Genomic DNA, 26,659 nt, shown 5'->3' on the forward strand with positions numbered 1-26,659 from the left:
TCAACCCATAACCTTCGGCAGCCACAACGCAATCCCCGGCCAGATCATCATCAGCACCACGGCCAGGAGGTAGGCGGCGAGGAAGGGCATGACGCCGGCGAAGACATCCGTGATCGGCCCCGGCTTCGGCCGCATGCCCTGCAGAACATACATCACCGTGCCGTCCGGCGGGCTGATCTGGGCGATCTCCACCAGCATGGTGACCATGACCCCGAACCAGATGGGATCATAGCCCAGCGCCGTGACGATGGGGAACACGACCGGAACGGTGGTGATGATCATGGAGAAGCCCTCCATGAAGGTGCCGAGCGCCAGATAGAGCGCCAGGATGCAGGCCATGATGGCCCAGGGCGGCAGGGGCAGCCCGCCGATGAAGCCCGCCAGGGTCTGCGGCACGTTGATCGCGGTCAGCAGGTAGTTCAGCAGATAGGCGCCGAAGATGATGAGGCCGAGCAGCGCGGTGTTCCGCGCCGTCGCCTCCGCGCTGGCATTCAGCAGGCGGAAGGAGAGCTTGCCCTCGATGGCGGCGAAGGCGGCGGCGCCGACCACGCCGAGCGCCGCCGCCTCGGTGGGCGTGGCGAAGCCGGCATAGATGGAGCCGAGCACCAACAGCATCAGCAGCAGCGTCGGCACTAAGTCCAGCAGCGCCTTCAGCTTCAGGGCAAGCGGCAGCCGTTCCGGCCGCGGCAACGGATGCGTCCAGCCATGCGCCAGGATGACCAGGATGAAGAGGCCGGTGACGAGGATGGAAGGCAGCAGCGCCGCGATGTAGAGCGCCCCGACCGAGGTCTCGGTGATCAGCCCGTAGATGATGAAGGTGATGCCCGGCGGGATCAGGTTGCCCAGCGCCCCGCCCGCCGCCAGCGAGCCCAGCACCATCCGCTGGCTATAGGCGGAGTTGTTGAAATAGGGCAGCGCCACGGAGCCCATGGTGGCCGCCGTGGCGACGGAGGAGCCGGAGATGGCGGAGAACACCGCGCAGGAGACGATGTTGGTGTGCAGCAACCCGCCCGGCAGCCGGTTCAGCCAGACATTCAGGGCGCGGTAGAGCCGGTCCGAAAGCCCGGCGCGCAGCAGGATCTCCCCCATGAGGAGAAACAGTGGCACGGCCACCAGCACGAAATTCGAGGACGGCCCCCACAGCGTCTGCCCCGCGAAGGCCCACCAGGGCCGGTCGGAGAAGGTGAGGCCGATGAGGATGCCGAGCAGTCCCAGCACCGCGGCGATATAGACGCCGGCGCCGAAGAACAGCAGGAACACGCCGGTCAGGCCGAGGATCTCGGCGACCGGCACCGCCTGGCCGCCGGTGGCCGCGGCGAAGATCGCGACTGCCAGCAGCAGCAGCAGGAACACCACCGCAATCATGGTGCGGTGCCCTCGCGCGCCATCTCAACCGCTTCCAGCGCCTCGGCCGCCTCATCGTCGATGGTGCGGGAGCCGAGCAGCCGGTCCAGCTCCTCCGCCCGCCCGAACAGCAGGGACAGCACCGATTCCAGCGCCAGCACGGCGATCATGACGCAGAAGGCAAGGATGCCGAAGGTCCAGATGCCCTGGGGGATCACCAGCGGCACGCGCAGCGCCGAATTGTCATGCGCATCGAACAGCAGGCTTTCATCCACCAACTCCAGCGCCGCCCAGGCGGCAAAGACGGCAAAGCTGCCGAGCAGCAGCAGGGAGACGAGATGCAACACCGCGCGCAGGCCAAGCGGCAGCCGGTTCACCCAGACATCCACCCGGATATGCGCCCGCCGCGCCAAGGTATGCGCCAGCCCCCAGGCAATGCCCGCGGCCAGCATGTAGCCAGTGACCTCGATGGTGGCGGCGGAGGAATAGCCGAATTGCCGCCCCACCACGTCGCCGGTGATGAACAGGGCGCAGGCCACGTAATTCCAGCCCGCCAGATAGGCCATTCCCGCCGCCAGCCAGGCCACGGCGCCGCGAAGGGCGCGCGCCCCCCGCAGCAGCCCGGGCTCCGTGCCGCTCACCCGCCGAAGCGCACGCCGGCGACGGGCGCGATCACCTGGTTGAACACCTCTCCGCAGCGCGCGCCGCAGCGGCGGACGAAGCCGGGCAGCACGGTCTTCTCCAAGATTTCCCGCAGCGCCGCCTGGTCGGCGGGCGTCGCCGGCACTTCCGTCATCGGCCGCGTGGACAGGGTGTGGATATGGCAGGCCGCGGCATTGCCGATGGCGCAGTCGAGCCCGTCCCGCGTCGCCGCGGCCCCCAGCTCCCACTGCTTCTCGTTCACCTCCCGCAGCGCGCCCTCGATCATGGCGCGTACCTGCGGGTCCAGCCGGTTCCACCAGGCGACATTCACCATGTAGCCGGCCAGCGCCCAGGAGACAGGGAGGTTGGAGACATGCGTCGTCACCTCCGGCCAGCGGGCCGCGACGCCGCTGCCGGTGCCGGTGATGGCGCAATCCACCACGCCGCGCTCCAGCGCCGAATAGACCTCCGGGAAGCCGATGGAGACCGGCTGGGCACCGAGGGCGGTGAAGAAATCCACCAGCGAATTGCCGAAGGTCCGCACCTTGCGGCCACGCAGATCGGCGAGGCTGGTGAAGCCGGCGCGGCAGAACACCACCTGCGCCGGGAAGGGGTAGATCACCATCAGCCGCGCGCCGAAGCGTTCCAGGTCGCGGTTCACCACCGGCAGCATCGCCTCCGCGATGCGCTTCGCCAGGGCGATGTCGGGCGCGAGGCCGGCGAGATCGACGCCATCCAGGATCGGCACATCGCCGGAGAGCGTCGTCAGGGTGGCCGCGGCAATATCCGCCTGGCCGGAGCGAACGAGTCGCACGAGTTCCGTGCCGGAGAGGTTGCGTTCCGCATGGGTCGAAAGCTGCACCTCGATGCGGCCGCCGCTGCGCTGGGCCAAGCCCTCCCGCAGCACCGGCACATCCACGCGGGTGAATTGCGGCTGGGTCGGCAGCGGCTGGGTCACCGCCACCACATTCACCTTCGGCCCGGGCGGCAGCGCGGCAGGTGCCTGCGCCGCGGCCGTGCCGATCAGCCCCAGCGCCGCGACGGCGCCAAGCAGCATCCTCTTCATGGTGAAGCCTCTCCCAGTTCGATGATGATGTTGCCGAAGCCATCCAGCGCGGCGCGCGCCCCGGGCGGCACCAGGCAGGTGCAATCATATTCCTCAATGATCGCGGGGCCCTGGCGCGGCACGGCCAGATCGGCGCGGGTCAGCACCGGCGTCTCCAGCCAGCCCTGCTTCGGGCCGAAATAGGCTGGGCGCGGCGGCTGCGGCGGCAGGCCGGGCGGCAGGTCCAGGGTTTCCGGCAGGCGCGGCGTCTCCGGCAGGCCGCGGCCCACCGCCTGCAGGGCGACGATCTCCACCGGCTCTGCGGCGCCGGCGCGGTGGCCATAGGTGCGCTCATGCTCGGCGCCGAAGCCCTCCGCCAGCGCGGCTGGGCTGTCCCCGGCGGCAAAGGGCACCAGCAGCTCGAAGCTCTGGCCGGAATAGCGCAGTGTCGCCGTCCGCTGCACCGCGATGCGCGCGGGGGCGAAGCCCTGGGCCAGCAGCCGCTCCCGCGCCTCCGCCTCCAGCGCCGCCGCGGCTTCTTCCAGCGCGGCGGGATCGAGCCCTGCCACTGGCCGACGCCAGGAGCGCGAGAGGTGCACCTCCACCTCGGAGGCCAGCAGGCCGACGGCGGAGAAGACGCCGGCGGAAGGCGGGATCACCACCCGCCGCATCCCCAGCGCCTCCGCCATGCCGGCGGCAAACAGCGGACCGTTGCCGCCGAAGGCCACCAGGGCGAAGCCCCGCGGATCCCGCCCGCGCTCCGAGGACACCGCCTTCAGCGCCCGGATCATGTTGGAGGCGGCGATCAGATGCGCGCCATGCGCCGCCGCTTCGGGCGAGAGCCCCAGCGGCGCCGCGACCTTTTCCGCAATGGCGGCGCGGGAGGCGGCGGCATCGATCGGCAGCGCCCCGCCCACCAGCCCGGCCGGGTTCAGATAGCCGAGCACGACATTGGCATCCGTCACCGTGGGCTGGGTGTTGCCCTTGCCGTAGCACACCGGGCCCGGGACGGCGCCGGCGCTCTCCGGCCCCACCACCGGCGCGCCGGCCGCATCGATGCGGATCAGCGAGCCGCCGCCTGCCCCCACCTCCGCCAAGTCGATGGAGGGCACCTTCACCTGGTAGCCGGCGCCGGAGAGCAGGCGGGAGCCGACCATGATGCCGCCGCCGACGCTGTACTCGGCGGCCTGCGCCACCTGGTACTCCTCGATGACGCCGGCCTTGGCCGTGGTGCCGCCCATGTCGAAGGAAATCACGTTCGGCATGCCGATGCGCTTCGCCAGCGCCTGGGCACCGATGACGCCCGCCGCCGGCCCGCTCTCCACGCAGCGCACCGGCAGCCGCGCCGCCTCCGGCGCCGGCATCAGCCCGCCGGAGCTCTGCATCAGCAGCAGCGGCGCGGCGAGGCCGCCGCCCTTCAGGTCCTCCACCAGCCCCGTCAGGTAGCGACCCAGCACCGGGCCGAGATAGGCGTTGATGACGGTGGTCGAGGTCCGTTCGTACTCCTTCATCTCCGGCAGCACATCGACGCTGAGGGACACCGGGAGCTTCGGCGCCCGCGCCCGGATGAGTTCGCCGATCCGCCGCTCATGCGCCGGGTTGGCGTAGGAATGCAGCAGGCAGACGGCGATGGCCTCGACGCCTTCGGCCAGCAGCGCCTCGATGGCGGCCACCGCCTCCGCCTCGTCCAGCGGCGTCGCCACCTCGCCGGTATGCAGCACGCGCTCCGTCACGCCCAGCCGCAGATAGCGCGGCACCAGCGGCGCCGGCTTCTCCCAGGTCAGGTCGTAGAGGCGCGGCATGCGCAGCGTGCGGATTTCCAGCACGTCGCGGAAGCCCTGGGTGGTGATGAGACCGGTTTTCGCCCCCTTGTGCTCCAGGATGGCATTGGAGGCGACGGTGGTGGCGTGCAGCACCTCCTCCACCTCCCGGGCCTGGAAGCCAACCTCCGCGAAGAGCTGGCCCAGCCCTTCCACGATGGCCCGACCGTAATCGCCCACCGAGGAGGAGACCTTCCTGGTCCGCAACTGCCCCGCCGGCCCGATGGCCACCAGGTCGGTGAAGGTGCCGCCGATATCGGCACTGACCCGCCAGCTCATGCCACGCGCTCCCGCACCACCGCCGGCAAGGGTGCCGGGCGGGCGGCGCGCATCTCCGCGCGCAGCCTCTCAGTCGCCGCCACATCCACCTCCCAGCCCTGCAGCACGACGCCATAGTCGCGCCGTGCCGCCGCCAGGCTCACCAGCCCGTTCCGCGCATCCCGCGCCACCAGCGCCGGGTCCCGCGTCAGCGGGTCGCCCCAGCCGCCGCCGCCCGGCACCTCCAGCCGGAAGACATCGCCGTATTTCAGGGTGATGCAGAATTTGGAGGGCAGCTTCTCCGGCTTCCCGTCGCGGATCAGCCAGTTCATCGAAGGCGCGCCGGGCTGCCCGCCCTGCAGCCCGAAGGGCAGGAATTCCCGCCGGTCCGCCCGCACCTGCAATACGCCCTCCTCCTCCAGGAACATGTATTCCCGGGCGAAGGGCGCGCCGCCGCGCCACTGCCCGGCGCCCATGGTGTCCGGCAGGAATTCGTAGCGGGTGATGCGGATGGGCTGCTCCGCCTCCGTCACCTCGATCGAGGGCGACGCCATGTTGGCGAACATGTGGGAGTTGCCGTCCAGCCCATCCCCCCAGGGCCGGCCACCCCAAGCAGAGCAGGTGAAGTCCACATAGATGAAGGGCGTCCGCGCCTTGGTCCAGCCGCCGAGGGACACGCCGAGATTGCCGCCATCCCCGGCCGCGCCGACGCGCTCCGGCAGCATCATCGCCAGCGCGCCGAACAGGCAGTCCACCATGCGGAAGCCGGTCAGCCCGCGCGCCGCGCAGGCCGCCGGCAGCACGCCATGCGCCACCGTGCCGGGCGGCGCGATCACCTCGATGGCGCGGAAATAGCCCTCGTTGTTCGGGATGTTGGACGGCAGGATGCTGCGGATGCCGCAATAGGCGGCGGAACGGGTGAAGCTGAAGGTGTTGTTGATCGCGCCCTTCACCTGCGGGCTGGTGCCGGTCCAGTCCACCACCATGCGGTCGCCGCGCTTCTCCACGCGCACCTGCAACGGGATGGGCTTGCCCAGCTCCACCCCGTCATCGTCGATATGGTCGAGGAAGCTCCACTCGCCGTCCGGCAGCTCAGCCAGGGCGGCGCGGGTCAGGCGCTCGGCATAGTCCAGCAGCTCGTTCATGTAGAAACGAGTCTGCGCCACGCCGTAACGCGCCACCAGCTCCTTGAAGGCACGCTCGGCAATGGTGCAGGCGGCGAGCTGGGCGCGGAGGTCGCCGAACACCTTCACGGGCACTCGCACGTTGCGGTCGATCATCATATGCAAGGTGGCATTGGGCTTGCCGCGCTCGTACAGCCGCAGCGGCGGAATCCGCAGCCCTTCCTGGTAGATCTCCGTGCTGTCGGAAGCGTTGGAGCCCGGCACCCGGCCGCCGACATCGGTGTGGTGGCAGATGGTGGCGGCGATCGCCACCCGCTCGCCATCGACGAAGATCGGCTGGAACAGGAAGATGTCGGGCAGGTGCATCCCGCCCTCGAACGGGTCGTTGAGGACGAAGATGTCGCCTTCCGCCATCTCCTCGCCATAGCGGCGCATGACGGCGGCGAGCGCTTCCGGAATGCTGCCCAGATGGCTCGGCAGGGTCAGGCCCTGGGCCACCAGCCGTCCCTCCGCGTCGCAGAAGGCGGTGGAGTAGTCCATGTTATCCTTCAGCACCGCGGAATAGGTGGTGCGATGGACGGTCAGCGCCATCTCGTCGGCGATCGAGAAGAGTGCGTTCTTGAACAGCTCGAACTCGATGGGATCGTAGCTTCGCCCCTGCATGTGCCCGCGCGGCCCCTTGCCATCGTCCGGCAGGCAGCATGCCAGGGTGGTGGCCACGGTCCACTCCCTTGCGACCCGGCAAAATCACTTCGGATCCGGCCCCTGCCGCCCGGCTGGGCAGCCCGGGCCCAGGGCTTGGGCATCCGTCCGGGCTGTGCAGCGCAACATCCCGTTGCTAGCCTTCGCCTCCTTCAGCCGGAGGGGGTCGGGTGCGCCGTCGCGTTCTGTTGCTGTCGTCGCTGGCCCTGGCCGCGTCACGCTTGGCGCGGGCGGAGGCTTGGCCCAGCCGGCCCATCCGCCTCATCGTCCCCTTCCCGCCCGGCGGCGGCGTCGATCTCACCGCCCGGCTGCTGGCGGAGCCGCTGGGCCAGGCGCTCGGCCAGACCATCGTTATCGAAAATCGGGGCGGCGCCGGCGGCGTGATCGGGGTGGAAGCGATGAGCCGCGCCGCGCCGGATGGCTATACTCTCAGCCTGGACGGCGCCGGCACCATCACCGCCGGCCCGCATCTTCGCCGCCTGCCCTATGACGCCATGGGGCTGGCGCATGTCACGCGGCTGGTGCGCATGCCCTTCATCCTGGCCGTGCGCAACAATCTGCCGGCGCGCAGCCTGGCGGAATTCCTGAAGCTGCGGGAGCTCCGCTGGGCCTCGGGCGGCATCGGCACCAGCCAGCACCTGACCGGGGAGCTGTTCCGGCAGATGTCCGGCATGGCGATGACCCACATCCCCTATCGCGGCACCGGCCCGGCGCTGAACGACCTCGCCGCCGGCGTCGTCGACGCCTATTTCGGCGACCCCGCCACGCTCGGCGTGATCCGCGGCGGCCAGGCCCGCGCCATGGCCGTGACTTCGCCGGAGCGCTGGCCGCTGCTGCCCGATGTGCCCGCGGTGGCGGAGGTGCTGCCGGGCTACGAGTCCGAGAATTGGTACGGCCTCGCCGGCCCTGCCGGCACGCCGCCGGACATCGTCGCGCGGCTGAACGCGGTGATCCGCGAGGTGATGGCGCAGCCCGCCACGGCGAGGCGCTTCGAGGAGGCCGGGCTGCACCCCGCGCCGATGAGCATCCCCGACTACCGCGCCTTCCTGGAGCGCGATTCCGCAACCTGGGCCCGCGTCGTGCAGACCGGCAACATTCGGGTGGACAGCGATTGAGTACGGCACGCCTGGCTGTCGATATCGGCGGCACCTTCACCGACCTCGTGCTGGAGCGCGGGGGGCAGAGCTGGTCCACCAAGATCCTGACGACCCCCGCCGCGCCGGAACAGGCGGTGCTGCAGGGCACGCAGCGCATCCTCCAACAGGCCGGCGTCGCCCCCGCCGAGGTGGGGTTGGTGGTGCATGGCACCACGCTGGCGACCAACGCGCTGATCGAGCGCAAGGGCGCCCGGACGGCGCTGATCACGACGCAGGGCTTCCGCGATTCGGTGGAAATCGCCTGGGAGCACCGCTTCGAGCAGTACGACATCCATATGGAGCGGCCGGAGCCGCTGGTGCCGCGGCAATGGCGGCTCGGCGTGCCGGAGCGCGTGGCGGCGGATGGCGCCGTGCTGAAGGCGCTGGACGAGGCGGCGCTGCGCGCGGCAGCGGCGGAGCTGCGGGCGGCGGGCATCGAGGCGGTGGCCATCTGCTTCCTGCACAGCTTCACCAATGACGCGCATGAGAAGCGTGCCGCCGAGGTATTGGCGGAAGCGCTGCCCGGTCTCGCCCTCTCCCTCTCCTGCGAGGTGGCGCCGGAAATCCGGGAGTATGAACGCGCCTCCACCACCATCGCCAACGCCTATGTGCTGCCATTGATGGAGCGGTATCTCGGAAGGCTGGAAAGCGGGCTGCGGGAGGCGGGGGTGGCGGCGCCGCTGCTGCTGATGATGTCCTCTGGCGGCGTCACCACGGTGGAGACGGCGCGGCGCTTCCCCGTACGGCTGGTGGAGAGCGGGCCGGCGGGCGGCGCCATCCTCGCCCAGGCGGTGGCGGCAGAATGCGGCCTCTCCCGCGCCGTCGCCTTCGACATGGGCGGCACCACGGCGAAGCTGACCCTGCTGGACGAGCTGGAATTGCAGCGTTCACGGCAATTCGAGGTGGCGCGGGCGTATCGCTTCATCCAGGGCAGCGGGCTGCCGGTGCGCATTCCGGTGATCGAGCTGGTGGAAATCGGCGCCGGTGGCGGCTCCATCGCCCGGGTGGATGAGCTGGGGCGGATCCAGGTGGGGCCGGACAGCGCCGGCAGCGTGCCGGGGCCGGCGGCCTATGCCCGCGGCGGCACGGCGCCGACGGTGACGGATGCGGACACCGCGCTCGGGCGGCTGGACCCGGCGCGCTTCGCGGGCGGGACCATGGTGCTGGACCGCGGGCTGGCGGAGCAGGCGCTGGCGCCGATCGCCAAGGCGCTGGGCAGCGATGCAGCGGGCGCGGCCTCCGGCATTGCCGAGATCGTGGACGAGACGATGGCCAGCGCCGCCCGCGTCCATGCCGTGGAGAACGGCAAGGATACCGCGGACCGCACGCTGATCGCCTTCGGGGGCGCGGCGCCGCTGCATGCGGCGCGGCTGGCGCGGAAGCTCGGCATGCGGCAGGTGGTGGTGCCGGTCGGCGCGGGCGTCGGCTCGGCGCATGGGTTCCTGCGCGCGCCCATCGCCTATGAGGTGGTGCGGACGCGGCATATGCGGATCGACGCCTTCGATGCGGAGGCCATCGGCACGCTCTTCGCCGCCATGCGGGCGGAGGCGGAAGCGGTGGTGCGGCTGGGCGCGCCGGGCGAGGCGCTGGTGGAAACGCGCACGGCATACATGCGGTATCGCGGCCAGGGGCATGAGATCGCGGTGCCGATGACGGAGCTCTCCGCCACCGCGCTGCGGGAAGGGTTCGATGCCGGATACGCCGCGCTGTTCGGCCGCACCATCCCGCGGCTGGAGGTGGAGGCGCTGACCTGGACGCTCGCCCTGGCGACGCACCGCCCCCTGCCCTCCCCGGCGCCGGAGGTGCTGCCGGTGCCGGCGGCGAAGCCGGTGGAATACCGCGCGGTGCTGGACCCGGCGAGCGGCGCGCTGGAGGAGGCGGCGGTGATGGAACGCCTCTCTCTGAAGCCTGGCATGCAATTCTCCGGGCCCGCTTTGGTGGTGGAGGCGGAGACGACGACGGTGGTGCCGCGCGGCTTCCTTGCGCGGGTGAATGCGCTGGGGCAGCTGATCCTGGAGGATGTGTCGTGACGGCTTTGACCGAAATCCGCCTGCAGGTGATGTGGAACCGGCTGCTCTCCGTGGTGGAGGAGCAGGCGCGGGCGCTGGTGCGCACCGCCTTCTCGACCAGCGCGCGGGAGGCGGGCGACATCTCCGCCGGCGTCTTCGACCTGCAGGGGCAGATGCTGGCGCAGGCAGTGACAGGTACTCCCGGCCATGTGAACTCCATGGCGCGCAGCGTTGTGCATTTCCTGCGGGAGTTCCCGCCGGAGACGATGAAGCCGGGCGACCACTTCATCACCAACGATCCGTGGAAGGGCACAGGGCATCTCTATGACATCGTCATCACCTCCCCCGCCTTCCACAAGGGAAAGCTGGTGGCGCTGTTCTCCTGCACCACGCATGTGGTGGACATCGGGGGTCTGGGACAATCGCCCGATGGGCGGCAGGTGTTCCATGAGGGGCTGTTCATCCCCCTGCTGCCGCTGGTGCGGGAAGGCGTGTTCGACGAGAGCCTGATGCGCGTGGTCCGCGCCAATGTGCGGGAGCCGGTGCAGGTGGAGGGCGACATCCATGCCCTCGTCGCCTGCAACCAGGTGGGGGAGGCCAGGCTCTCCGCCATGATGGCGGAGCATGGGATCGCGGATCTCGACGAGCTGGGGGAGCACATCATCTCCCGCTCCGCCGCCGGGATGGCGAAGACGATCCGGGCGCTGCCGCAGGGCACGTGGCATGGGGAGATGCGGATCGACGGCTATGATTCGCCGATCGACCTGAAGGCGGCCGTCACCATCGCGGGGGATCATGTGGCGGTGGATTTCGCCGGGTCCTCGCCCGCCTCGATCTACGGGATCAACTGCCCGATCTGCTACACGGAGGCCTATACGGCCTTCGGCGTGAAATGCGTGGTGGCGCCGACCATCCCGAACAATGCCGGCACGCTGGACGCGGTGCGGGTGACGGCGCCGGAGGGCAGCATCGTCAACGCGCCCTGGCCGGCGGCGGTGAATGCGCGCTCCACCATCGGGCACATGCTGCCGGATGTGGTGTATGGCGCGCTGCACCAGTGCCTGCCCGGGCGGGTGCCGGCAGAGGGGACAAGCAATCTCTGGAACCTCAAGCTCGGCGCCGGGCATGGGATGACGGGGATGGGCGCGGGCGGCGGCAATGCCCCGGTCTCCGCCCCCTTCATGGTGACGACCTTCCATTCCGGCGGGGCCGGGGCGCGGCCGCGGCAGGATGGGCTTTCGGCGACGCCCTTCCCCTCCGGCGTCCGGAACGTGCCGGTGGAGATCACGGAAACCATCGCGCCGGTGGTGATCTGGACCAAGGAATACCGGCCGGACAGCGGCGGGCCGGGGCAGTTCCGCGGCGGCCTCGGCCAGGTGATGGAGGTGGAGCACCGGCACGGCGCGCCCTTCGGCATCTTCGCCACCTTCGAGCGGGTGCACTACCCGGCGCGGGGGCGCGAAGGCGGGGCGGCGGGGGCGAAGGGCAGGCTCTCGCTGGCCAATGGGACGGAGATGAAGGGCAAGGGCTTCCAGGTGATCCCGGCCGGGGAGCGGCTGGTGGTGGAGATGCCGGGGGGCGGCGGCTATGGCGACCCCGCGAAGCGGGACCGGGCGGCGCTGGCGCGCGACTTGGCACGCGGGCTGGTGACGCCGGAGGGGGCCAAGGAGTACGGCGGCTGAGGGCGTGGCAGGCCGGGACGCTGGGGTTGGGACGAATGCCCGGGACGGCGCAGGGGCCGGGGATGGGGGTATGGGACTATTTTCCCGGCGCGGGCGGGGCTGCCGGCCGGGGGTGGTGGCGCTCAGGCGCATGAACGGCGGCCGGGCGGCGGGGGGAGGCCCCCTGCCCCGGCCATGATCGGGGGGCTTGCCGGCCTCGGGGCACGGCAGGGCTGGCGCGGGACGGCAGGCGGCGGCCGGATGGGGGCCGGGACAGCGCGGCGCGAGGCAGGCGGGTGCGCGAGAGAGCGCAGCGCGGGCGTGACGGGGCGCTGACCGGGCCGGGTGCGGCGTGGCGGAGCTGGGGTGGGACGGCGGGGGCGCGGCATGGCGCCGCGCGGCTCAGGGCGGGGCGAAGCGCTTCTGCCAGACGGCGCGGCCGCCGGCGATGACGAGGCAGCGGCCGAGCAGGTTGAGATAGCCGCGCTTGGGGCGCCAGGTGGGGTCCTCCAGCATGGTTTCCACGATCTCCTTCGCGTGGGCCCAGAGGGCGCGCGACAGTTCGAGGTTCGGCAGGAACCAGGGGAGCTGGGGCAGCGCGGTGAGGAAGCCGAGGCGCTGGGCGAGGCCGAGGCCCTGCATGCCCAGCAGGCGCATGGCGCGGCGGGCGAGGCGGCAGACCCAGTACTCCATCGCCTTGAGGAGGCGGGGGCAGTGGGGGTCGATCAGCGCTTCCAGCAGGCGGGACCAGACGCCTTCATGCGCCAGGCGGCGGAAATGCTTGGCGACGCTGAGGGGCTGGGCGCCGTGGTGGCGGGGGAGGCGCGTCCAGGGCGTATCCGTCACGCAGGCGAAGAGCATCGCCTCGAACCTCGCCCGCCGGGATTCGGTGAGGGGGCGGCCGGGGGCGGTGGCGTCCGGATCCGTATGGGGGAGATGGGGGGCGAGAACGGCCCATTCCTCATCGGTGAGCGGGGTGTAGGGGCGGCGGGGGGTGAAGTGGCGCATGGGGGGCTCCTCATGCGCTTTGTAGGGGATTCTTTCGGAAATGTAAAGAATTTCTTCCTATGCACTATGGCCACGACTGTTGCCTCTGCGCCAGTCGGCCCACCACCCAACGATAGCATTCGCCAACAAGAGGGGTCACCCCCCGAATGTGCAAGTGGCAGACATCACAGTAAACGCAAAGCGGTCAAAGGTCGCTTAGCTCAGCCTGAACTCTGGCGGAGAAGTCTTTTGGAATACCCGATGCTGCAATCATGTAATCGACCACTGCCATCACGAATTGACGTGCCCGCCGGTTAGAGGCAAAGACAGCTGTCAGCCGTTTATCGTGACTCTCGTTTTTTCCACAAATTATCCGAATTGCGAGATCGCGACAGACATCGATGCAGCCAAGGACTTCCTGAGGTGCCGTAATGACTAAACCGACCAAGCTCACCAGCTTGTCCCATGCAGGGAATTCCTGAATACCACTGACGCCTTCGGCTCTCTGCCGAATTTCCTGGCGAATTTGATAAGATTCCTTGCCGCCCCAAATATAGTAGCGCAATGCCTTCTCGAAGTCAGTCTTGCTCATTTTTGGGTCGTAAAAACGACGAATATCACGCCCAAGCGACGCCCAAAGCAGGAATACCGCGGAGAGTACGTCGAGAAAGAGTGCTATATGCGGCTCCTTCACCGGATCAAACTGGCCCCGGACGCTTCGGATCTCGGCCACAATCCGCCTGAATACGCGCCAAGGTTCATTTGTTACCGGAGCAGCATGTCTCCCCAAATTGTAAAGGCTCTCGGACCAGTTGTTGCGTTGATAGACATCGTAAATTGCATTCCACCGGTCGATTGATGACTGATAGGAATTGTCCTTCCCAAACTCCTGATCGAACGTTTTGCCGAGGTCCTCGAACGATATATCGTCATGCAGATCGACGCTAACCTGCAGTGCAGAAATCCTGTGATTGTACACCGCTCGATTCTTAAGAATGACGACCGCATCGTTGCAGCCTGTATAGGCAGCGAGGCCAGCGGCCCAGAAAGCCCGATTAATCGGGCTCATCTTATTAGTGGTCTTGCAGTCAAATATCGTTCTTCGAAACCCACCATCGCCGATGAATTCTAGGCCGAGAACGTCGATGTCAGTGAGAGTCTCGGTGGTTTCGCTTAGATCGGACGCACTCGGAACCAAGACCTCGAGGCAGGGGATAACGCCGCGCGCAAGGCAATAGCGAATCGCCATCTCTTTCTGGTGACGATCCTTGTCGTATTTTCCCATCGTCTGCTTCAATCCAGCTTGAGGATCAGCTGCTCGAATTCGTGAGCCGCCTGTGCGTCTGTGACTTGCTTCTGGCGCTTCTTCAGTTCGGCCGCAGAGATAAGCGATTGAATATATTCCTCGTCTTTTGAGAGTGCGATTCGCGCTTCTTGGTCCACCTCCATGTTAGCCATCGTGCCCGACCTGAGTAGCTGAATAGCGAGGCTCAGCGCCGCCTCGTTCTCCTGCGTTCGATTAAGATGGAGCTGCCAACGATCCGTAGCCGTTTGCTTGAGATGCGCGACACGCAGGACAATTAGATTGTGATACTGATCGCGCGCCTCCGAGTTGCCTCGGAGGTAGCCGTTGTCTCGCAGTGATTCTAAAATACGGACAGGAGATCGAATACGATAGGCATTAGGCAGAAGCTGCCCCTTCCTAACCGCCGAAATTAGCGCCATCGCCCGCTCATAAATCTCACGATTCGCGGCGTTGAGTCGGGTGGCCCCCGGCTTCGGGGTAAACAGGAATGACTCTGTCCTGCCGCCAAATCTGATGGTGGGGGGTTTGACAATACCCTCCGCGGCAAGCTTCTCGACCAACTTGGCCTCGGTCGACGACAGCTTAACCCCGCCAATTTCTCCAGTTGCCCTGACTAGAGAAAGGGGCCAGCCTTGGTTGTCTTTTACCTTCTGCAGCGCCGATTCCAACGCCGGCGTACCGGCTCCCGCAACCAAGTCTGCCAAGCCGTCCAAATTATCTGCGAAATAGTAAGGACTGATAAGAATATTCTTCCCTCTGGCGGTATGCTGCGCAACGATTCCGCTGGTCGTTCCAAGTGTTACGCAGCGGTCGAACACACCTTTTTCCATTCCCAGGCGATTAAACAGAGCATCACGGTTGCGAGGTGCCTTGTAGAGGTTCTCGAGGATCGCGAGCGTCGCCTGCTCATGCCCATTTAGGGTCAGCTCCTTAGCCGCATACTCACCGATTCCCTCGTACACATCGTCGAACAGGGGAATGTTGGGTACGATCTTCGTTATGGTCCTGCCAGTTGTGAGAAGCCGGACGAATTCAATTTCGGCCAAAAGTTCAAGAACGGGCCTGAGCGCGTAGGAAGGAATCGACATGAAATGGTCGGAAACCTTCCGCAAAACCTCATAGTCGATTTCGCCCAAACCCTTGAGATGGACCGCTAGCGTCGCGGACATCCCAATCACTTGCAGGTGGTCAAACTCCGGAACCTGCAGAACCGACAAGCCGGCATGGAGATCGTATGCGAACTCAGCAGTTTCGCGGCTCATGTCGACTCGGTTCCCTGGGGAAGACTGCAGCTAGCTACGATTATCGCCGATGCGCCACCATTACAATGACTAGTGGGCCTACAACGGGGGCAGGCGCGCCGTCTGGAGCGGGCAGCCGCGTGCCGTCTCATTCCATCCTGCATCCGTCCGGGTTCGACCCGTGGGCGGATACCGAGCGCTAGGCATACACCACTAGGTACTGCGGATTTCGCCGGAGCTGCAGATATCCGCACACCGAGGTCTTGGGTCCAAACTCACACCGGGGTCCGGGGAGGGGTCCCCCCCCCGGCGGGGGTTGTAGGGGGCAGCGCCCCCTGCCCTGCCCCAGCCGCCCCCCCCCCCTCACCCGTGCCGGTGGATGATGTCCAGCACGTCCTCGGCGTAGCGTTCCAGCTTGCTGCGGCCCACGCCCGCCACCATGGCCAGTTCCTCGGCGTCCTGCGGCCGGCGTTCGGCGATGGCGGCCAGGGTTTCGTTGTGGAAGATGACGTAGGCGGGCACGCCCTGCTCCTCCGCCTCCTGCTTCCGCCAGGCGCGCAGCGCCTCGAACAGCGGGTCGCCGGCCATGGCGGGCTGGGTGGCGCGGGCGCGGTCCCGCGGCGCGGCGGCCACCAGGGTTTCGGCGCGGAGCATGACGCGCTGCTCGCCCTTCAGGATGGGCTTCGCGGCGTCGGTGGGGACGAGCTCGCCGTGGTTCTCCACCGCCACGTCGAGGGCGCCGAGGGCGACGAGCTGGCGGGCGACGCCGCGCCAGGCGGTCTCCGACAGATCCTTGCCGACGCCGAAGGTGGGCAGGCGGTCATGGCCGAATTGCGCGACCTTGTCCGTGGTGCGGCCGCGGAGGATGTCCACCAGATGGCCGAGGCCGAAGCGGCGGCCGGTGCGGAGCACGGCGGAGAGCAGCTTCTGGGCGGCGATGGTGCCGTCGAACAGATGGGGCGGCGTCAGGCAGGCGTCGCAGGCGCCGCAGCGCTCGGGCGCGTCTTCCCCGAAGCAGCGCAGCAGGATGCGGCGGCGGCAGGTGGGGCTTTCGGCGATGGAGACCATGGCGTCGAGGCGGGCGCGCTCGATGCGCTTCTGCTCCTCCGTCGCGGGGCTTTCGGCGATGCGGTGGCGGGCCAGGGCGATGTCCCCGGCGCCGTAGAGGAGGAGGGCGCGGGCCGGCAGCCCGTCCCGCCCCGCGCGGCCGATCTCCTGGTACCAGGATTCGGGGGAGCGGGGCAGGTCGAGATGCGCCACCCAGCGGACGTCGGGCCGGTCGATCCCCATGCCGAAGGCGATGGTGGCGGCCATGATGACGGCGTCGCCGCGGGCGAAGCGGCGGTGGGCGTCGCGCTTGGCCTCTGGCGGCAGGCCGGCGTGGAAGCAGAGGGCGTCGTGGCCGTCGGCGCGGAGCCAATCCGCCGTCTGCTCGGTCTTGGCGCGGGTGCCGCAATAGACGATGCCGGCGCCGGTGCCGTCCGAGGCCTGCTTGATGAAGGCGCGGAGCTGGGCGCGTTCCTGCTCCCGCGGGGCGGCGGTGATGAAGATGTTGGGGCGGTCGAAGCCGCCGCGGAAGACGGGGCTTTCCGTCAGGCCGAGCTGGGCGCGGATGTCCTCGACCGTGCGGGGGTCGGCGGTGGCGGTCAGGGCGAGGCGGGGGACGGTGGGGAAGCGTTCGGCCAGCAGGCCGAGGCCGCGGTATTCCGGACGGAAATGGTGGCCCCATTGGGAGACGCAATGTGCCTCGTCGATGGCGAAGAGGGCGAGGGGGCGGCGGGCGAGGAAGTCCAGCGTGCCGTCCAGCGTCAGGCGCTCGGGCGAGATGTAGAGGAGCTTGGTGGCGCCGCGGGCGAGGTCGCGCTTCACCTCACGCGCTTCCTCCTCCGGCAGGTCGGAATGGAGGGCGGCGGCGGCGATGCCCTGCTGGCGGAGGGCGGCGACCTGGTCCTCCATGAGGGCGATGAGGGGGGAGACGACCACGCCGAGGCCCGGGCGGCAGAGGGCGGGGACCTGGAAGCAGAGCGACTTGCCGCCGCCGGTGGGCATGAGGACGAGGCCGGAGCCGCCGGCCATGACATGCGCCACGATCTCCGCCTGGCGGCCGCGGAAGCCGGCATGGCCGAAGACGCGGTGGAGGACGGCTTCGGGGGTGTCCTCGGTGGGGAGGGACTCCAGGCGTGCGGACATGGGGGCGGGTATAGCCCGGGGCGGGGTGGGTGTCCCGGGTCGTGGCCGGGGCGGATCAGGCCGCCGGCGGGGTTTCCGGCGGCCTGTCGCTTTCCTGCCGGGTGTTACTGGCCGACGACGATCTCCACCCGGCGGGATTCGGTGGCCATGAGCTCATAGGCGACGGCGCCGCGGGCCTCGATGCTGACGCGGGACTGCGGGATGCCGGCGGCGACGAGGGCATCGGCCACCTGGCGGGCGCGGGCCTCGGAGAGGGTGCGGTTGAAGGCGGTGGTGCCGCCATCCGGGGCGGAGAAGCCGCGGACGCGGACCGGAGCCTGGGGGCGGGCTTGGGCCTGCTCGGCGATCTGGGTGATCACCTCGCGGGCATTGTCGTCGAGGGCGGCGCTGTCCTCGGTGAAGAAGACGACGGCGCGGGCCGGACGGCGCGGGGGTTCCGCGGCGCAGGCGGAGAGGGCGGCGAGGCCCAGGAGGGCGGGAAGGACTCGTCTTTGCATGGTGCCAATGGGGCATGGCGGGGCGGGGCGGGTCAACCGCGCTGCGGTGACGGTGCCCTGCGCTGGCGCGGGGCTCGGTTGAGCTTCATCCGCCCTTCCCATGCCGGCTCATTGTCCAGCCGCGTGATTCACGGTTCGGTCGATCAGCCCTCGACCGATACGCGTCTAGGGCGTGTTGGGGACTGGGCGAGGCGGAGGGCTGGCGCGGGATTTTGTGTGCTGGGCAGGAGGGCGGCGCAGCCAAGGCTGGTTGCCGTGGTAAGCCGACCGACGCCCCCAGTGCGAAAAAGCCCCCGCCAGACCCACCCGAGGCCCATTCCCTAACAGGCCTTAGTCCGCCGTGATGGCGGCGCGCTGCACCAGGGCGCCCCAGCGCTGCTGCTCCCGCGCGATGAAGGCGCCGAATTCGGCGGGGCTGCGGCTGGCCACCGCCTCGGTGGCGGAGGCGGCGAAGCGGGTGCGGATATCCGGCTGGGTGAGCAGGGTGGCGAGGATGTTATGCCAGCGGGGGGCGATCTCGGCCGGGGCGCCGGTGGGGAGGACGAGGCCCTGCCAGGAGCTGGCGACGAAGTCCGGGAAGCCGCTTTCGGCCATGGTCGGGGTATCGGGCAGGCTGGGGGTGCGGGCAGCGGTGGTGACGGCCAGGGCCTTCAGCCGGCCGGCCTGGACCTGGCCGAGGGCGGAGGAGAGGGTGACGAAGAGGCAATGGACATCGCCCGCGACGGCGGCGGTGGTGGCCGGGCCGGCGCCGCCCGGATAGGGGACGTGGACCATGTCGAGCCCGCCGGCCTGCTCGCGCAGCAGTTCCATCTCCAGCCGGTTCAAGCTGCCGGCGCCGGGGGAGCCGTAATTCACCTGGCCGGGCTTGGCGCGGGCATGGGCCACCAGCTCCGCCACGGTGGAGAAGGGGGCGGAGGGGTGGGCGACCAGCGCGTCCGGCGTTTCCGAGACCAGGGAGATGGCGGCGAAATCCGTGGCGGGACGGACGCGCAGGGCGCGGGCGAAGACGGCGGGGTTCACCGCCAGGGTGCCGACATTGCCGAGGAAGAGGGTGTAGCCATCCGGCGCGGCGCGGGCCGCGGCCTCCATGCCGACATTGCCGGCGGCGCCGGTGCGGTTCTCGATGACGATGGGCTGGCCGAGGGCCTCGGCCAGATGCGGCTGGAGGATGCGGGCGGCGAGATCCGTCGCGCCGCCGGGGGCGAAGGGGACGAGAAGGCGGATCGGGCGGTCCGGGTAGCCGGCGGCGCGGGCGAGGCGCGGGCTGGCGAGAAGGGTGGCGGCGGCGAGCAGGATGCGGCGGCTGGCGGCGGGGTGAGGCATGGGCGGTCCTCCCGATCGGTCGTTGGGGAGGAGGCTAGCGCGGTTCCGTAAAGGAACGGCAAGGGAAACGCGGCCCTGCCCTGCCTCGGTTCCCCTCCGGGCAGCATCGCGTCCGGCACGTGCTGGGCGTCGGGGCCGGAGCCGCGCCCCGTGCGGTGCGGCGATGCCGCAGCCCCCGCTCGGAAACGGTATCGGCGCCTTCGCCGATGCAAGGCGCAGAAGGGGGCCTGCCAAGAGGGAACAGGGGAGAACCGGCGCCTTCCGGGCCAGGCTTGCTGCCCCGCACGGGCGGCCCGGGATCACCCGGTCCGAGCGAGGAGCGGCCGCAGAATGGCGGCCGACCCGCCTGCCTGCGCGGTGCCCATCGCGGCTTGGCACCATTGCGCCTCCCGGACCTGGATGCCGCCATCGCGCCTCTCGCCTCGACCGCCGAAGAAGATCCTTCGGACCATGTCGATTTCCGGGCAGCCCGTTCGTCGTGCCGATGCCAGGAGGCGGCACGCCAGGGACGGGGCGATGACCTCCCGCCCCCGCACGCTACCCCCGCCGCAACACCAGCATCCCGCCCCCCGCCAGCAGCCCCCAGAACGCGCCGGAAATCCCCGCCACCGTCAGCCCGGACGCCGTGACCAGGAAGCAGATCACCGCCGCTTCCCTGCCCTCCGGCGCCATCAGCGCCCCCTGCAGCGCGGCGCCGAAGGCGCCGAGCAGCGCCAGCCCCGCCACCGCCTGGATGAGGATGGGCGGCGCCGCGCCGACGAAGGCGGTCGCGGTGCCGGCCAGCAGGCCGAAGCCGACATAGACCACCCCCGCCACCACCGCCGCCTGCCAGCGCCGCGCCGGGTCCGGCTCCGCCTCCGGGCTGGCGCAGAGCGCCGCGGTGATGGCGGCGAGGTTCACCGCATGGCCGCCAAGCGGCGCGCCGAGCAGGGTGAAGAGGCCGGTCACGGTGAATAGCGGCCCCGGCGCCGGGCGGTAGCCATTGGCGTTCAGCACCGCCATGCCGGGGATGTTCTGCGAGGCCATCGTCACCAGGAACAGCGGCAGGGCGATGCCGAGCATCGCCGAGGGCGAGAAGGCCGGCGTCACCCAGACCGGCGCCGGGCCGGCGGCCGCCAGCAGGCCGGGCGGCAGCTCCACCGTCGCGCCGATCAGGCCGAGCGCCACCAGCACCGCGGCCGGCACCGCCAGCAGCCGGTTCAGCCGCCCCACCACCGCCCAGGCGGCGAAAATGGCAAGGCCCATGGCCGGCGCCTCCGCCACCGCCCTCACCGGCGCCAGGCACAGCCCGAGCAGCACCCCGGCCAGCATGGCATTGGCCAGCGGCGGCGGGATGGCCGCCACCGCCCGGCCGAGCGGCTTCCACAGCCCGGCCAGCACGATGAGGGCGCCGGTCAGCAGGAAGGCCCCCACCGCCTCGGCGAAGCCGCCGGCCGGCGCGGCGGAGGCGGCAAGCAGCGCAGCGCCGGGCGTGGACCAGGCGACGCTGATCGGCAGGCGCCGCCAGAGGCTCAGCAGGATGCCGCACAGTCCCATGGCGATGGAGAGCACCATGAGGCCGGAGGCCGCCTGGGCCGGGCTGGCGCCCATCGCCCGCAAGCCCTGCAGCACCACGGCGAAGGAGGAGGCGAAGCCGACAAAGCCCGCCAGCAGCCCCGCGGCCAGCGCGGGCGCCGATATGCGCATCACAACAATACCCCCCTCCCCTGCGGCAGGGTGCCGGGATAGAGCAGATCGCCGTAGAGCGGCATCGCCCGACGGCGTGAATCTGCTTTGCAAACGAAGGCGTAGAGCGCTTTCGGTGAACGCATGCGAACCGAAAATGCTCTGGCCGCCGGGCGGGGCGCTGCCTACCCCGCCAGGGCCAGGCCGAGCCCGCTGCCCTGCGGCACGGCGACCGAGCCCTGCTCCGGCGCCAGCGCCGGATAGGGCGGCTTGGCGAGATCGGCGAAATAGATCTCGAGCGGCTGCTCCTGCTCCGCCGCGGCCAGGTAGTGCAGCGTCGCCGCCAGGCCGGGGCCGAAATAGGGGCTGTGCGGCACCAGGGCGACGCCGCGCCGCTTCGCCTCCGCCGCCACCGCCAGCAGGCCGGACAGGCCGATCTTGGTGACGCTGGGCTGCACCACATCCACCGCGCCGGCCGCCAGCATATTGGCGATGTCGCCGGGCGAGCCGAGGCATTCGCCGGCGGAGATCGGGGTGTGGCCGGCGGCGCGCACCGCGGCGATGCCGGCGAAATCCTCGGGCGGCCAGACCGGCTCCTCCACCCAGCCGATGTTCCAGCCCTTGACCGCTTGGCAGAAGCCGATGGCCTCGGCGACGCTCGGCCAGGCACAGTTGATGTCGAGCATCAGCGGGATCTCGGCCGGAGCGGCGCGGCGGGCGGCCTCGATGCAGGCGAGGTCCACCTCATGCAGCTTGATGCGGCGATAACCGCGGGCGACGGCCTTCTCGGTCGCGGCGGCGACCAGCGCCGGGTCGCCATAGCGCAGCAGGCTGGCATAGGCCGGCACGCGGTCCCGCTTCGCCCCGCCCAGCAGCGCGTGCAGCGGCTTGCCCGCCACCTGCGCGGCCAGGTCCCAGAGCGCGATGTCGAGGCCGGCCAGGGCGAAGGTGACAGGGCCGTTGCGGCCGAAATTGTGGAAGCGGCGATGCAGCTTGGTCATCAGCGCCGGGATGTCGTCCGCCGCCTCGCCGATGCAGGCGGGGGCGATGAGGCGCTCCAGCGCCTCCCGGGTCGTGCCGACCAGGGTGAAGCCGAAGCCCTCGCCGAGGCCGGTGAGGCCGGCATCGGTCGTCACCTCCACCAGCAGCGTGTCCATGGCCCGGAGGTGGAGGTTGCCGCCGGGACCGGCGGGGTTGCCGTAGTCGAATGGCGTGCTGTGGATGCGGCCGGTGACGGCGGTGATGCGCATGGTGCTGGTCCCTTCCCGGCCGGCAGTCTTGCAGCCGCCGGGAAGGGTGGAAAGCCCGGGGGCGCTGCCCGGGGTGCGGGCCTTAGGCCGCCAGCGCCGCCGCCAGCGGGTTCTCCGACTCCTCCACCCGGTCGCTGCCGGCGCGGCGCCACCAGCTCTGGCCCAGCGCATCGTCCACCACCAGGGTGCGCCCCGCGGCGGCCTGGGCATCGGCCGCCACCACCAGCTCCTCCGTCCGGATCAGCGCGGCATTCACCGCGGCGAGGCTCGCCGGGTCGCTGCTCTCCGTGCCGCCATAGGGGATGCGGAGGAAGAGGCTGAGGCTCGGCGTGACGAGGTGGTAGACGAAATGCCAGGAATTCGTCCCATGGCCGAGATGGCCGAAGCCGAGCGCCGGCGGCGTCGCCGGCCCGGCCGCCAGCACGGCATCCAGGTCGCCGGGCGGGATGTCGCCCGATTGCCAGGTGGCCTCGCCGGTGCGGGTGAAGCCCGCCACCAGCTCGCGCGGGATGGGCGGCAGGCGCAGCCCGGCGCGGCGGAGGAGGAGGAAGGCCTCCTCCACGCTGGGCAGGCCGGGGGCCGGGGTCTCGCCCGGAGGTGTCGTCGTGCCGCTCATGCCTTGCCGTCCCGCCTCAGCGCCTGACCGAAGTCACGGGCGAAGAGCCCGCCGGAGGATTCCGACGGCTCCCACCCGCCATGCACGTTCTGCTGGAAGCCGTTGCCTGCCGCCACCAGATAGGCCGCGGCGGTGAGCAGATCCGGCGCCGGGGAGCGCCAGGCCTTCCAGTCCGCCACCACGTAATCGGGGTTCAGGCCGAGCGCATGCTGCTTCGAGAGGTCGAAGCGGCTTTTCGCCGCGGCCAGCTCCTCGGGCGTCAGCAGGCCGGAGAGGGTCGGCGCCAAGTCGCGGTCGAAATCCCCCGCCACCAGCCTGTCATAGACCTTCTTGTCGATCAGCGGCGGCATGCCCGGCGGGTTGGTGCGGGCGCTGGAGATCTTCGACTTGCTGCCATTCGGGTCCAGCTGGTTCTTGCCGAAGCAGACATCGTTGTCGATGCCCGTCACCTTCACCTCGTCGCCCTCGATCTCGATCATCAGGTTGCCGCCATGGCGGTCCTGCTGGCCGCAGATCACGTCCGACCAGTCGAGCGAGGTGAGCTGTTCCCCGAGCTTGGCGATGGCGTCGTCCGAGGGCGGGTGGCCCGGCTCCCAGAAGGCGCGGCGCTTGTTGTTGCCGATCTCGTCCTTGTAGTTCACCGTCTTGCCGGCGCCCTTGGTCATCAGCAGGCCAATCTCCTGCTGCCCGGTCAGCGGGTTGCTGTGCAGGCCGTAGCACACCTTCGGCACCACCTCCGGCTTGCCGAGAAATTCGGCGATGGCCGAGGTCGCGATGTTGCGGTTGCCGTTGTGCGGTGCCCCGCCATCGATGCCGATGGCGCTGGCGATGCCGAGCTGCTGGGTATCGCTGATCTTCTCGCCCTTGAAGACCAGCTCGGAACCGTCCTCATAAGTGATCTTGGCGACGGAATTGGCCATGCCCGCACCGAAATTATCGTCAACCGCGGTCGCCTTGTCGTCGTTGTAGAGGTCGAAGCGGCAATCGGCGAAGGCGATGCCGCGCCGCTTGCACTCGATGGCCTGCTTCAGCGTGATGTGGTCCTTCACCCGGTCGAAGGCCGGGTCGGCGCGCACCGCGGCCAGGGCGAGCTTCTCCGCCTCGGCGGAGGCGAGCACATCCTCCCCTGCCCCGACCTTGTTCTCCTTGCCGGCATGTGCCGCCTTGTACCGCTTGGCGGCGGCGATCAGCTCGTCGAGCGCCGTCGCCATCGCGTCGAAGTCGCGGTCGCCCAGCGTGCCGAGGCCCTTGGCGGCGGTGGTCTCCACCTTGGTGATCTCGGCGCGCATCGCCTTGTAGTCGGTGGAGCGCTTGTACTTGCCGAAGAGCTGGTTCCAGTGCGGCGTGTGGCCGATCTTCGCGGTCAGCTCCTCGAAGGTGAGCATGCGCGCCTGCACCGCCTGCACCAGGGCGGGCGGGCGGGGGGGCGCGGGGGGCGGCGGCGGCGGCAGCTCCGCCTCGTCCTCGACGACGATGGGGGAGCGGTCGATCAGCTCCAGCACCACCCGGGACCAATCCCGCTCCAGCGGCGAGACCAGGGCCTTGCCGCGCTTGCGGCGCTGCGTCCGGCTTTCGGACATCGGTCGGGCCTCCTTCAGGCGGGCTGGCGCAGGGTGGCGACGATCTGGCGGAAGGCGGCATCGAAGGTGCCGCGCAGATCCACCGTGACGCCGAGCGGATTGTCCTCCAGCGCGTCCACCAGGGCGCTGGCGTGCAGCTGGGCGCGCCAGGCCGCCACCGCCTTGCCGAGCGCGGCGCCGGCGGCGGCGCGCTCGGCCGGGGCGGCGGCGTCATAGCCACGCAGCGCCGCGATCAGCCCGACCGTCGATTGCCCGCCGGTGATCCCGAACAGCCCGTATTCCGCGATCTGGTCGAAATCCGGGTCGCCACGGCTGCGCAGCGCGCGGGCCAGCGCGTCGAGCTGCGCATCCGCCGCCTCCTTCGCCGCCTGCCAGCCTGCCAGCACCGAGGCGCCGGGACCGGCGGGCGCCCCGGGCGCGGCGGGATCCACGCCGAGCACCCGGATGCACCAACTCCGTTGCTGCTCGCTATCCGCCATGCCCCCTCCGCCGAGTCGCATTCACGCCCGATTTAGCAACTTCTGGTTACGACCACGTTTCGCTCTCGGCAAGCCCGCCCTGCCAGGGCCTGACGGATCGCGGCTGATCCGCCGGTCGGAGACGAGAGCCTCCGGATATTCGGCACGAGGCAGCCGGATGGTCGCCTGCTCGGCCCTGGCGGCGTGCCGTATCCGGCGGGGGCTGGTGACGTTGGTCGCCGGGGCGGCACTGGCCCGCACCCCCATGCGGGCTGCCCAGGCCAGAGACGCTGCGGCTGCTGCGGGCCCCGGGGACGATCACCCGGTCGCCCTTCCGGAACGCGAAGGCGAGCGCCGGGCCGATTCACCCGCCAAGCAATCCCCCGGCGTGGCGGGCTGCGGTTGCCGCCCGTTGTCCTGGGGCCATTCAGCGCCTCCAGGGCCCGCAACGGCACGCAGCGGTCTTGTGGATGTCCTGGCCGGGCGCCAGGGCCGAAACTCCCGCTTCCGGCTGGCGGAAGGGCGCGATAGGACAGTCGTAACGACAACAGCCGGAAGGGGGGAAATTCCATGCGTCGGATCCTGCTGGGGGCGCTGCTCGCGCTGCCTGCCATCTTGCCCGGCGCGGCGCCTGCCGCGGCCCAGGACGCCTTCCCCAGCCGGCCGATCCGGCTGGTGGTGCCCTTCGCCACCGGCGGCCCCAGCGACATCGTCGCCCGCGTGCTGGCCCCCAAGATGACGGCCGTGCTGGGCCAGGCGGTGGTGGTGGAGGCGCGCCCCGGCGCCGGCGGCGTCACCGGCATGGATGCGGTCGCGAAAGCGGCGCCGGATGGCTATACCTTCGGCCTCGGCAGCGCCGGGGGCCTGGCCATCTCGCCCAGCCTGCAGCCCAGCATGCCCTATCAGGTGGCGCGGGATTTCGCGCCGCTCAGCCTCGCCGTCATCGTGAACGAGCCGCTGGTGGTGCCGGCCAGCATGCCCTGGCGCAACCTGGCGGAGCTGCTGGCGGATGCCAGGGCGCGGCCGGGGGCGCTGAATTACGGCTCCACCGGTCCGGGCAGCATGCCGCATCTGGCGGGGGAGCTGATGAAGCTGACCGCCAAGGTGGACATCACCCATGTGCCCTATCGCGGCGGCGCCCCGCTCTCGACCGCGCTGGTGGCCGGGGAGGTGCAGATCGGCTTCGCCGACCTGCCGATCCTGCTGCCGCATATCCGGGCCGGCACCATGCGCGCCCTGGCGATCGGCAGTGCCCAGCGCTACCCGCTACTGCCCGAGGTGCCGACCTTCGCCGAGGCCGGGCTGCAAGGGGTGACGGCGGATAACTGGCACGGCTTCGTCGCCCCCGCACGCACCCCGCCGGCGGTGCTGGCCGCGTTGCACCGGGCGGTGGTGGCGGCGCTGACCGATCCCGAGAATGTCCGGCTGCTGAATGAGCAGGGGGCCATCCCCTCGCCGCAGAGCCAGGAGGAATTCGCCACCTTCATCGCGCGGGAGACCGAGCGCTGGGGCGAGGTCATCCGCCGGGCCGGGGTCAAGCCCGACTAGAGCGTTTTCGGTTTACATGCGCTCACCGAAAACGCTCTACCCCTTTGTTTGTAGAGCAGATTCACGCCTTCGGGCGATGCCGCCCTACGGCGATCTGCTCTAGGTTTCCCCACGACGTTGCTGCGCAACGCCGCGGGGGGCCCAGGCGGGCGCTGTGCGCCGCCATGGGGCCCGTTGGGGCCCTACGCCCAACGCCTCGCACAGCCCGTCGCGGCAAAGCCGCGGCGGGGCAACGGGCGGCGGGGTTTCGGCCCCGG

The 26,659-nt window shown here is 70.1% G+C and carries 20 protein-coding genes; 4 read left to right on the forward strand and 16 right to left on the reverse strand.

The features are described from left to right. The 5 genes from NJ376_RS14510 to NJ376_RS14530 are packed head-to-tail and all read right to left on the reverse strand — an operon-like array spanning position 1 to position 6,953. On the reverse strand, positions 1–1,365 hold the full coding sequence (locus tag NJ376_RS14510) for a TRAP transporter large permease (RefSeq protein ID WP_252953999.1): 1,365 nt from the start codon (positions 1,363–1,365) through the stop codon (positions 1–3). Beyond that, positions 1,362–1,985, reverse strand: a complete 624-nt coding sequence (locus NJ376_RS14515; RefSeq protein ID WP_252954000.1) for a TRAP transporter small permease subunit — start codon at positions 1,983–1,985, stop codon at positions 1,362–1,364. Before NJ376_RS14515 ends, NJ376_RS14510 begins: the two co-directional genes overlap by 4 nt. Then, a complete protein-coding gene (locus tag NJ376_RS14520) occupies positions 1,982–3,052 on the reverse strand; it encodes a TRAP transporter substrate-binding protein (RefSeq protein WP_252954001.1) in 1,071 nt (356 codons plus the stop codon). Before NJ376_RS14520 ends, NJ376_RS14515 begins: the two co-directional genes overlap by 4 nt. After that, entirely contained in the window at positions 3,049–5,130 is a 2,082-nt protein-coding gene (locus tag NJ376_RS14525) for a hydantoinase/oxoprolinase family protein (protein ID WP_252954003.1), read from the reverse strand. Before NJ376_RS14525 ends, NJ376_RS14520 begins: the two co-directional genes overlap by 4 nt. After that, the gene (locus tag NJ376_RS14530) at positions 5,127–6,953 is read right to left on the reverse strand and encodes a hydantoinase B/oxoprolinase family protein (RefSeq protein ID WP_252954004.1); all 1,827 of its coding nucleotides are present in this window, start codon (positions 6,951–6,953) and stop codon (positions 5,127–5,129) included. Before NJ376_RS14530 ends, NJ376_RS14525 begins: the two co-directional genes overlap by 4 nt. Positions 6,954–7,105: 152 nt before the next feature. Between NJ376_RS14530 and NJ376_RS14535 the strand changes: the two genes are divergently transcribed. Genes NJ376_RS14535 through NJ376_RS14545 form a run of 3 tightly spaced genes read left to right on the forward strand, consistent with a single transcriptional unit; the run spans position 7,106 to position 11,762 of the window. Beyond that, positions 7,106–8,050 (forward strand): Bug family tripartite tricarboxylate transporter substrate binding protein, encoded by a 945-nt coding sequence (locus NJ376_RS14535; RefSeq protein ID WP_252954005.1) that lies wholly within the window; start codon positions 7,106–7,108, stop codon positions 8,048–8,050. Continuing rightward, the gene (locus NJ376_RS14540; protein WP_252954006.1) at positions 8,047–10,101 is read left to right on the forward strand and encodes a hydantoinase/oxoprolinase family protein; all 2,055 of its coding nucleotides are present in this window, start codon (positions 8,047–8,049) and stop codon (positions 10,099–10,101) included. The genes NJ376_RS14535 and NJ376_RS14540 overlap by 4 nt, the downstream gene beginning before the upstream one ends. Beyond that, complete coding sequence (locus NJ376_RS14545) at positions 10,098–11,762, forward strand: hydantoinase B/oxoprolinase family protein (protein WP_370288279.1); 1,665 nt, start codon at positions 10,098–10,100, stop codon at positions 11,760–11,762. Before NJ376_RS14540 ends, NJ376_RS14545 begins: the two co-directional genes overlap by 4 nt. A 381-nt stretch (positions 11,763–12,143) precedes the next feature. Here the strand turns inward: NJ376_RS14545 and NJ376_RS14550 are convergent, their stop codons facing one another. From NJ376_RS14550 to NJ376_RS14600, 11 genes are all read right to left on the reverse strand, one after another. Next, the gene (locus tag NJ376_RS14550) at positions 12,144–12,749 is read right to left on the reverse strand and encodes a transposase (protein WP_252954007.1); all 606 of its coding nucleotides are present in this window, start codon (positions 12,747–12,749) and stop codon (positions 12,144–12,146) included. Between the two features lie 184 nt (positions 12,750–12,933). Continuing rightward, complete coding sequence (locus NJ376_RS14555) at positions 12,934–14,013, reverse strand: hypothetical protein (RefSeq protein WP_252954009.1); 1,080 nt, start codon at positions 14,011–14,013, stop codon at positions 12,934–12,936. 8 nt (positions 14,014–14,021) lie between these two features. Next, positions 14,022–15,296: a hypothetical protein gene (locus NJ376_RS14560; protein ID WP_252954010.1), complete on the reverse strand. Its 1,275-nt coding sequence runs from the start codon at positions 15,294–15,296 to the stop codon at positions 14,022–14,024. 342 nt (positions 15,297–15,638) lie between these two features. Then, a complete protein-coding gene (recQ, locus tag NJ376_RS14565; RefSeq protein WP_252954012.1) occupies positions 15,639–17,465 on the reverse strand; it encodes a DNA helicase RecQ in 1,827 nt (608 codons plus the stop codon). A gap of 104 nt (positions 17,466–17,569) precedes the next feature. Further along, positions 17,570–17,962, reverse strand: coding sequence for an OmpA family protein (locus tag NJ376_RS14570; protein ID WP_252954013.1), 393 nt, complete (start codon positions 17,960–17,962; stop codon positions 17,570–17,572). A gap of 330 nt (positions 17,963–18,292) precedes the next feature. Further along, complete coding sequence (locus tag NJ376_RS14575; RefSeq protein WP_252954015.1) at positions 18,293–19,285, reverse strand: Bug family tripartite tricarboxylate transporter substrate binding protein; 993 nt, start codon at positions 19,283–19,285, stop codon at positions 18,293–18,295. Between the two features lie 537 nt (positions 19,286–19,822). After that, positions 19,823–20,971 (reverse strand): benzoate/H(+) symporter BenE family transporter, encoded by a 1,149-nt coding sequence (locus tag NJ376_RS14580; protein ID WP_252954017.1) that lies wholly within the window; start codon positions 20,969–20,971, stop codon positions 19,823–19,825. Positions 20,972–21,135: 164 nt separating this feature from the next. Next, complete coding sequence (locus NJ376_RS14585) at positions 21,136–22,200, reverse strand: mandelate racemase/muconate lactonizing enzyme family protein (RefSeq protein WP_252954019.1); 1,065 nt, start codon at positions 22,198–22,200, stop codon at positions 21,136–21,138. Between the two features lie 82 nt (positions 22,201–22,282). Continuing rightward, positions 22,283–22,816, reverse strand: a complete 534-nt coding sequence (locus tag NJ376_RS14590) for a hypothetical protein (protein WP_252954021.1) — start codon at positions 22,814–22,816, stop codon at positions 22,283–22,285. Continuing rightward, on the reverse strand, positions 22,813–24,396 hold the full coding sequence (locus NJ376_RS14595; RefSeq protein WP_252954022.1) for a hypothetical protein: 1,584 nt from the start codon (positions 24,394–24,396) through the stop codon (positions 22,813–22,815). The genes NJ376_RS14590 and NJ376_RS14595 overlap by 4 nt, the downstream gene beginning before the upstream one ends. Positions 24,397–24,410: 14 nt before the next feature. Further along, entirely contained in the window at positions 24,411–24,875 is a 465-nt protein-coding gene (locus tag NJ376_RS14600; protein ID WP_252954024.1) for a hypothetical protein, read from the reverse strand. Between the two features lie 549 nt (positions 24,876–25,424). On the opposite strand from NJ376_RS14600, the gene NJ376_RS14605 reads away from it, so the two are divergent. Further along, positions 25,425–26,402, forward strand: coding sequence for a Bug family tripartite tricarboxylate transporter substrate binding protein (locus NJ376_RS14605; RefSeq protein WP_252954026.1), 978 nt, complete (start codon positions 25,425–25,427; stop codon positions 26,400–26,402). Positions 26,403–26,659: the final 257 nt, after the last annotated feature.

This window comes from Siccirubricoccus soli, assembly GCF_024178315.1.
In the GTDB taxonomy this organism is placed as follows: domain Bacteria; phylum Pseudomonadota; class Alphaproteobacteria; order Acetobacterales; family Acetobacteraceae; genus Siccirubricoccus; species Siccirubricoccus soli.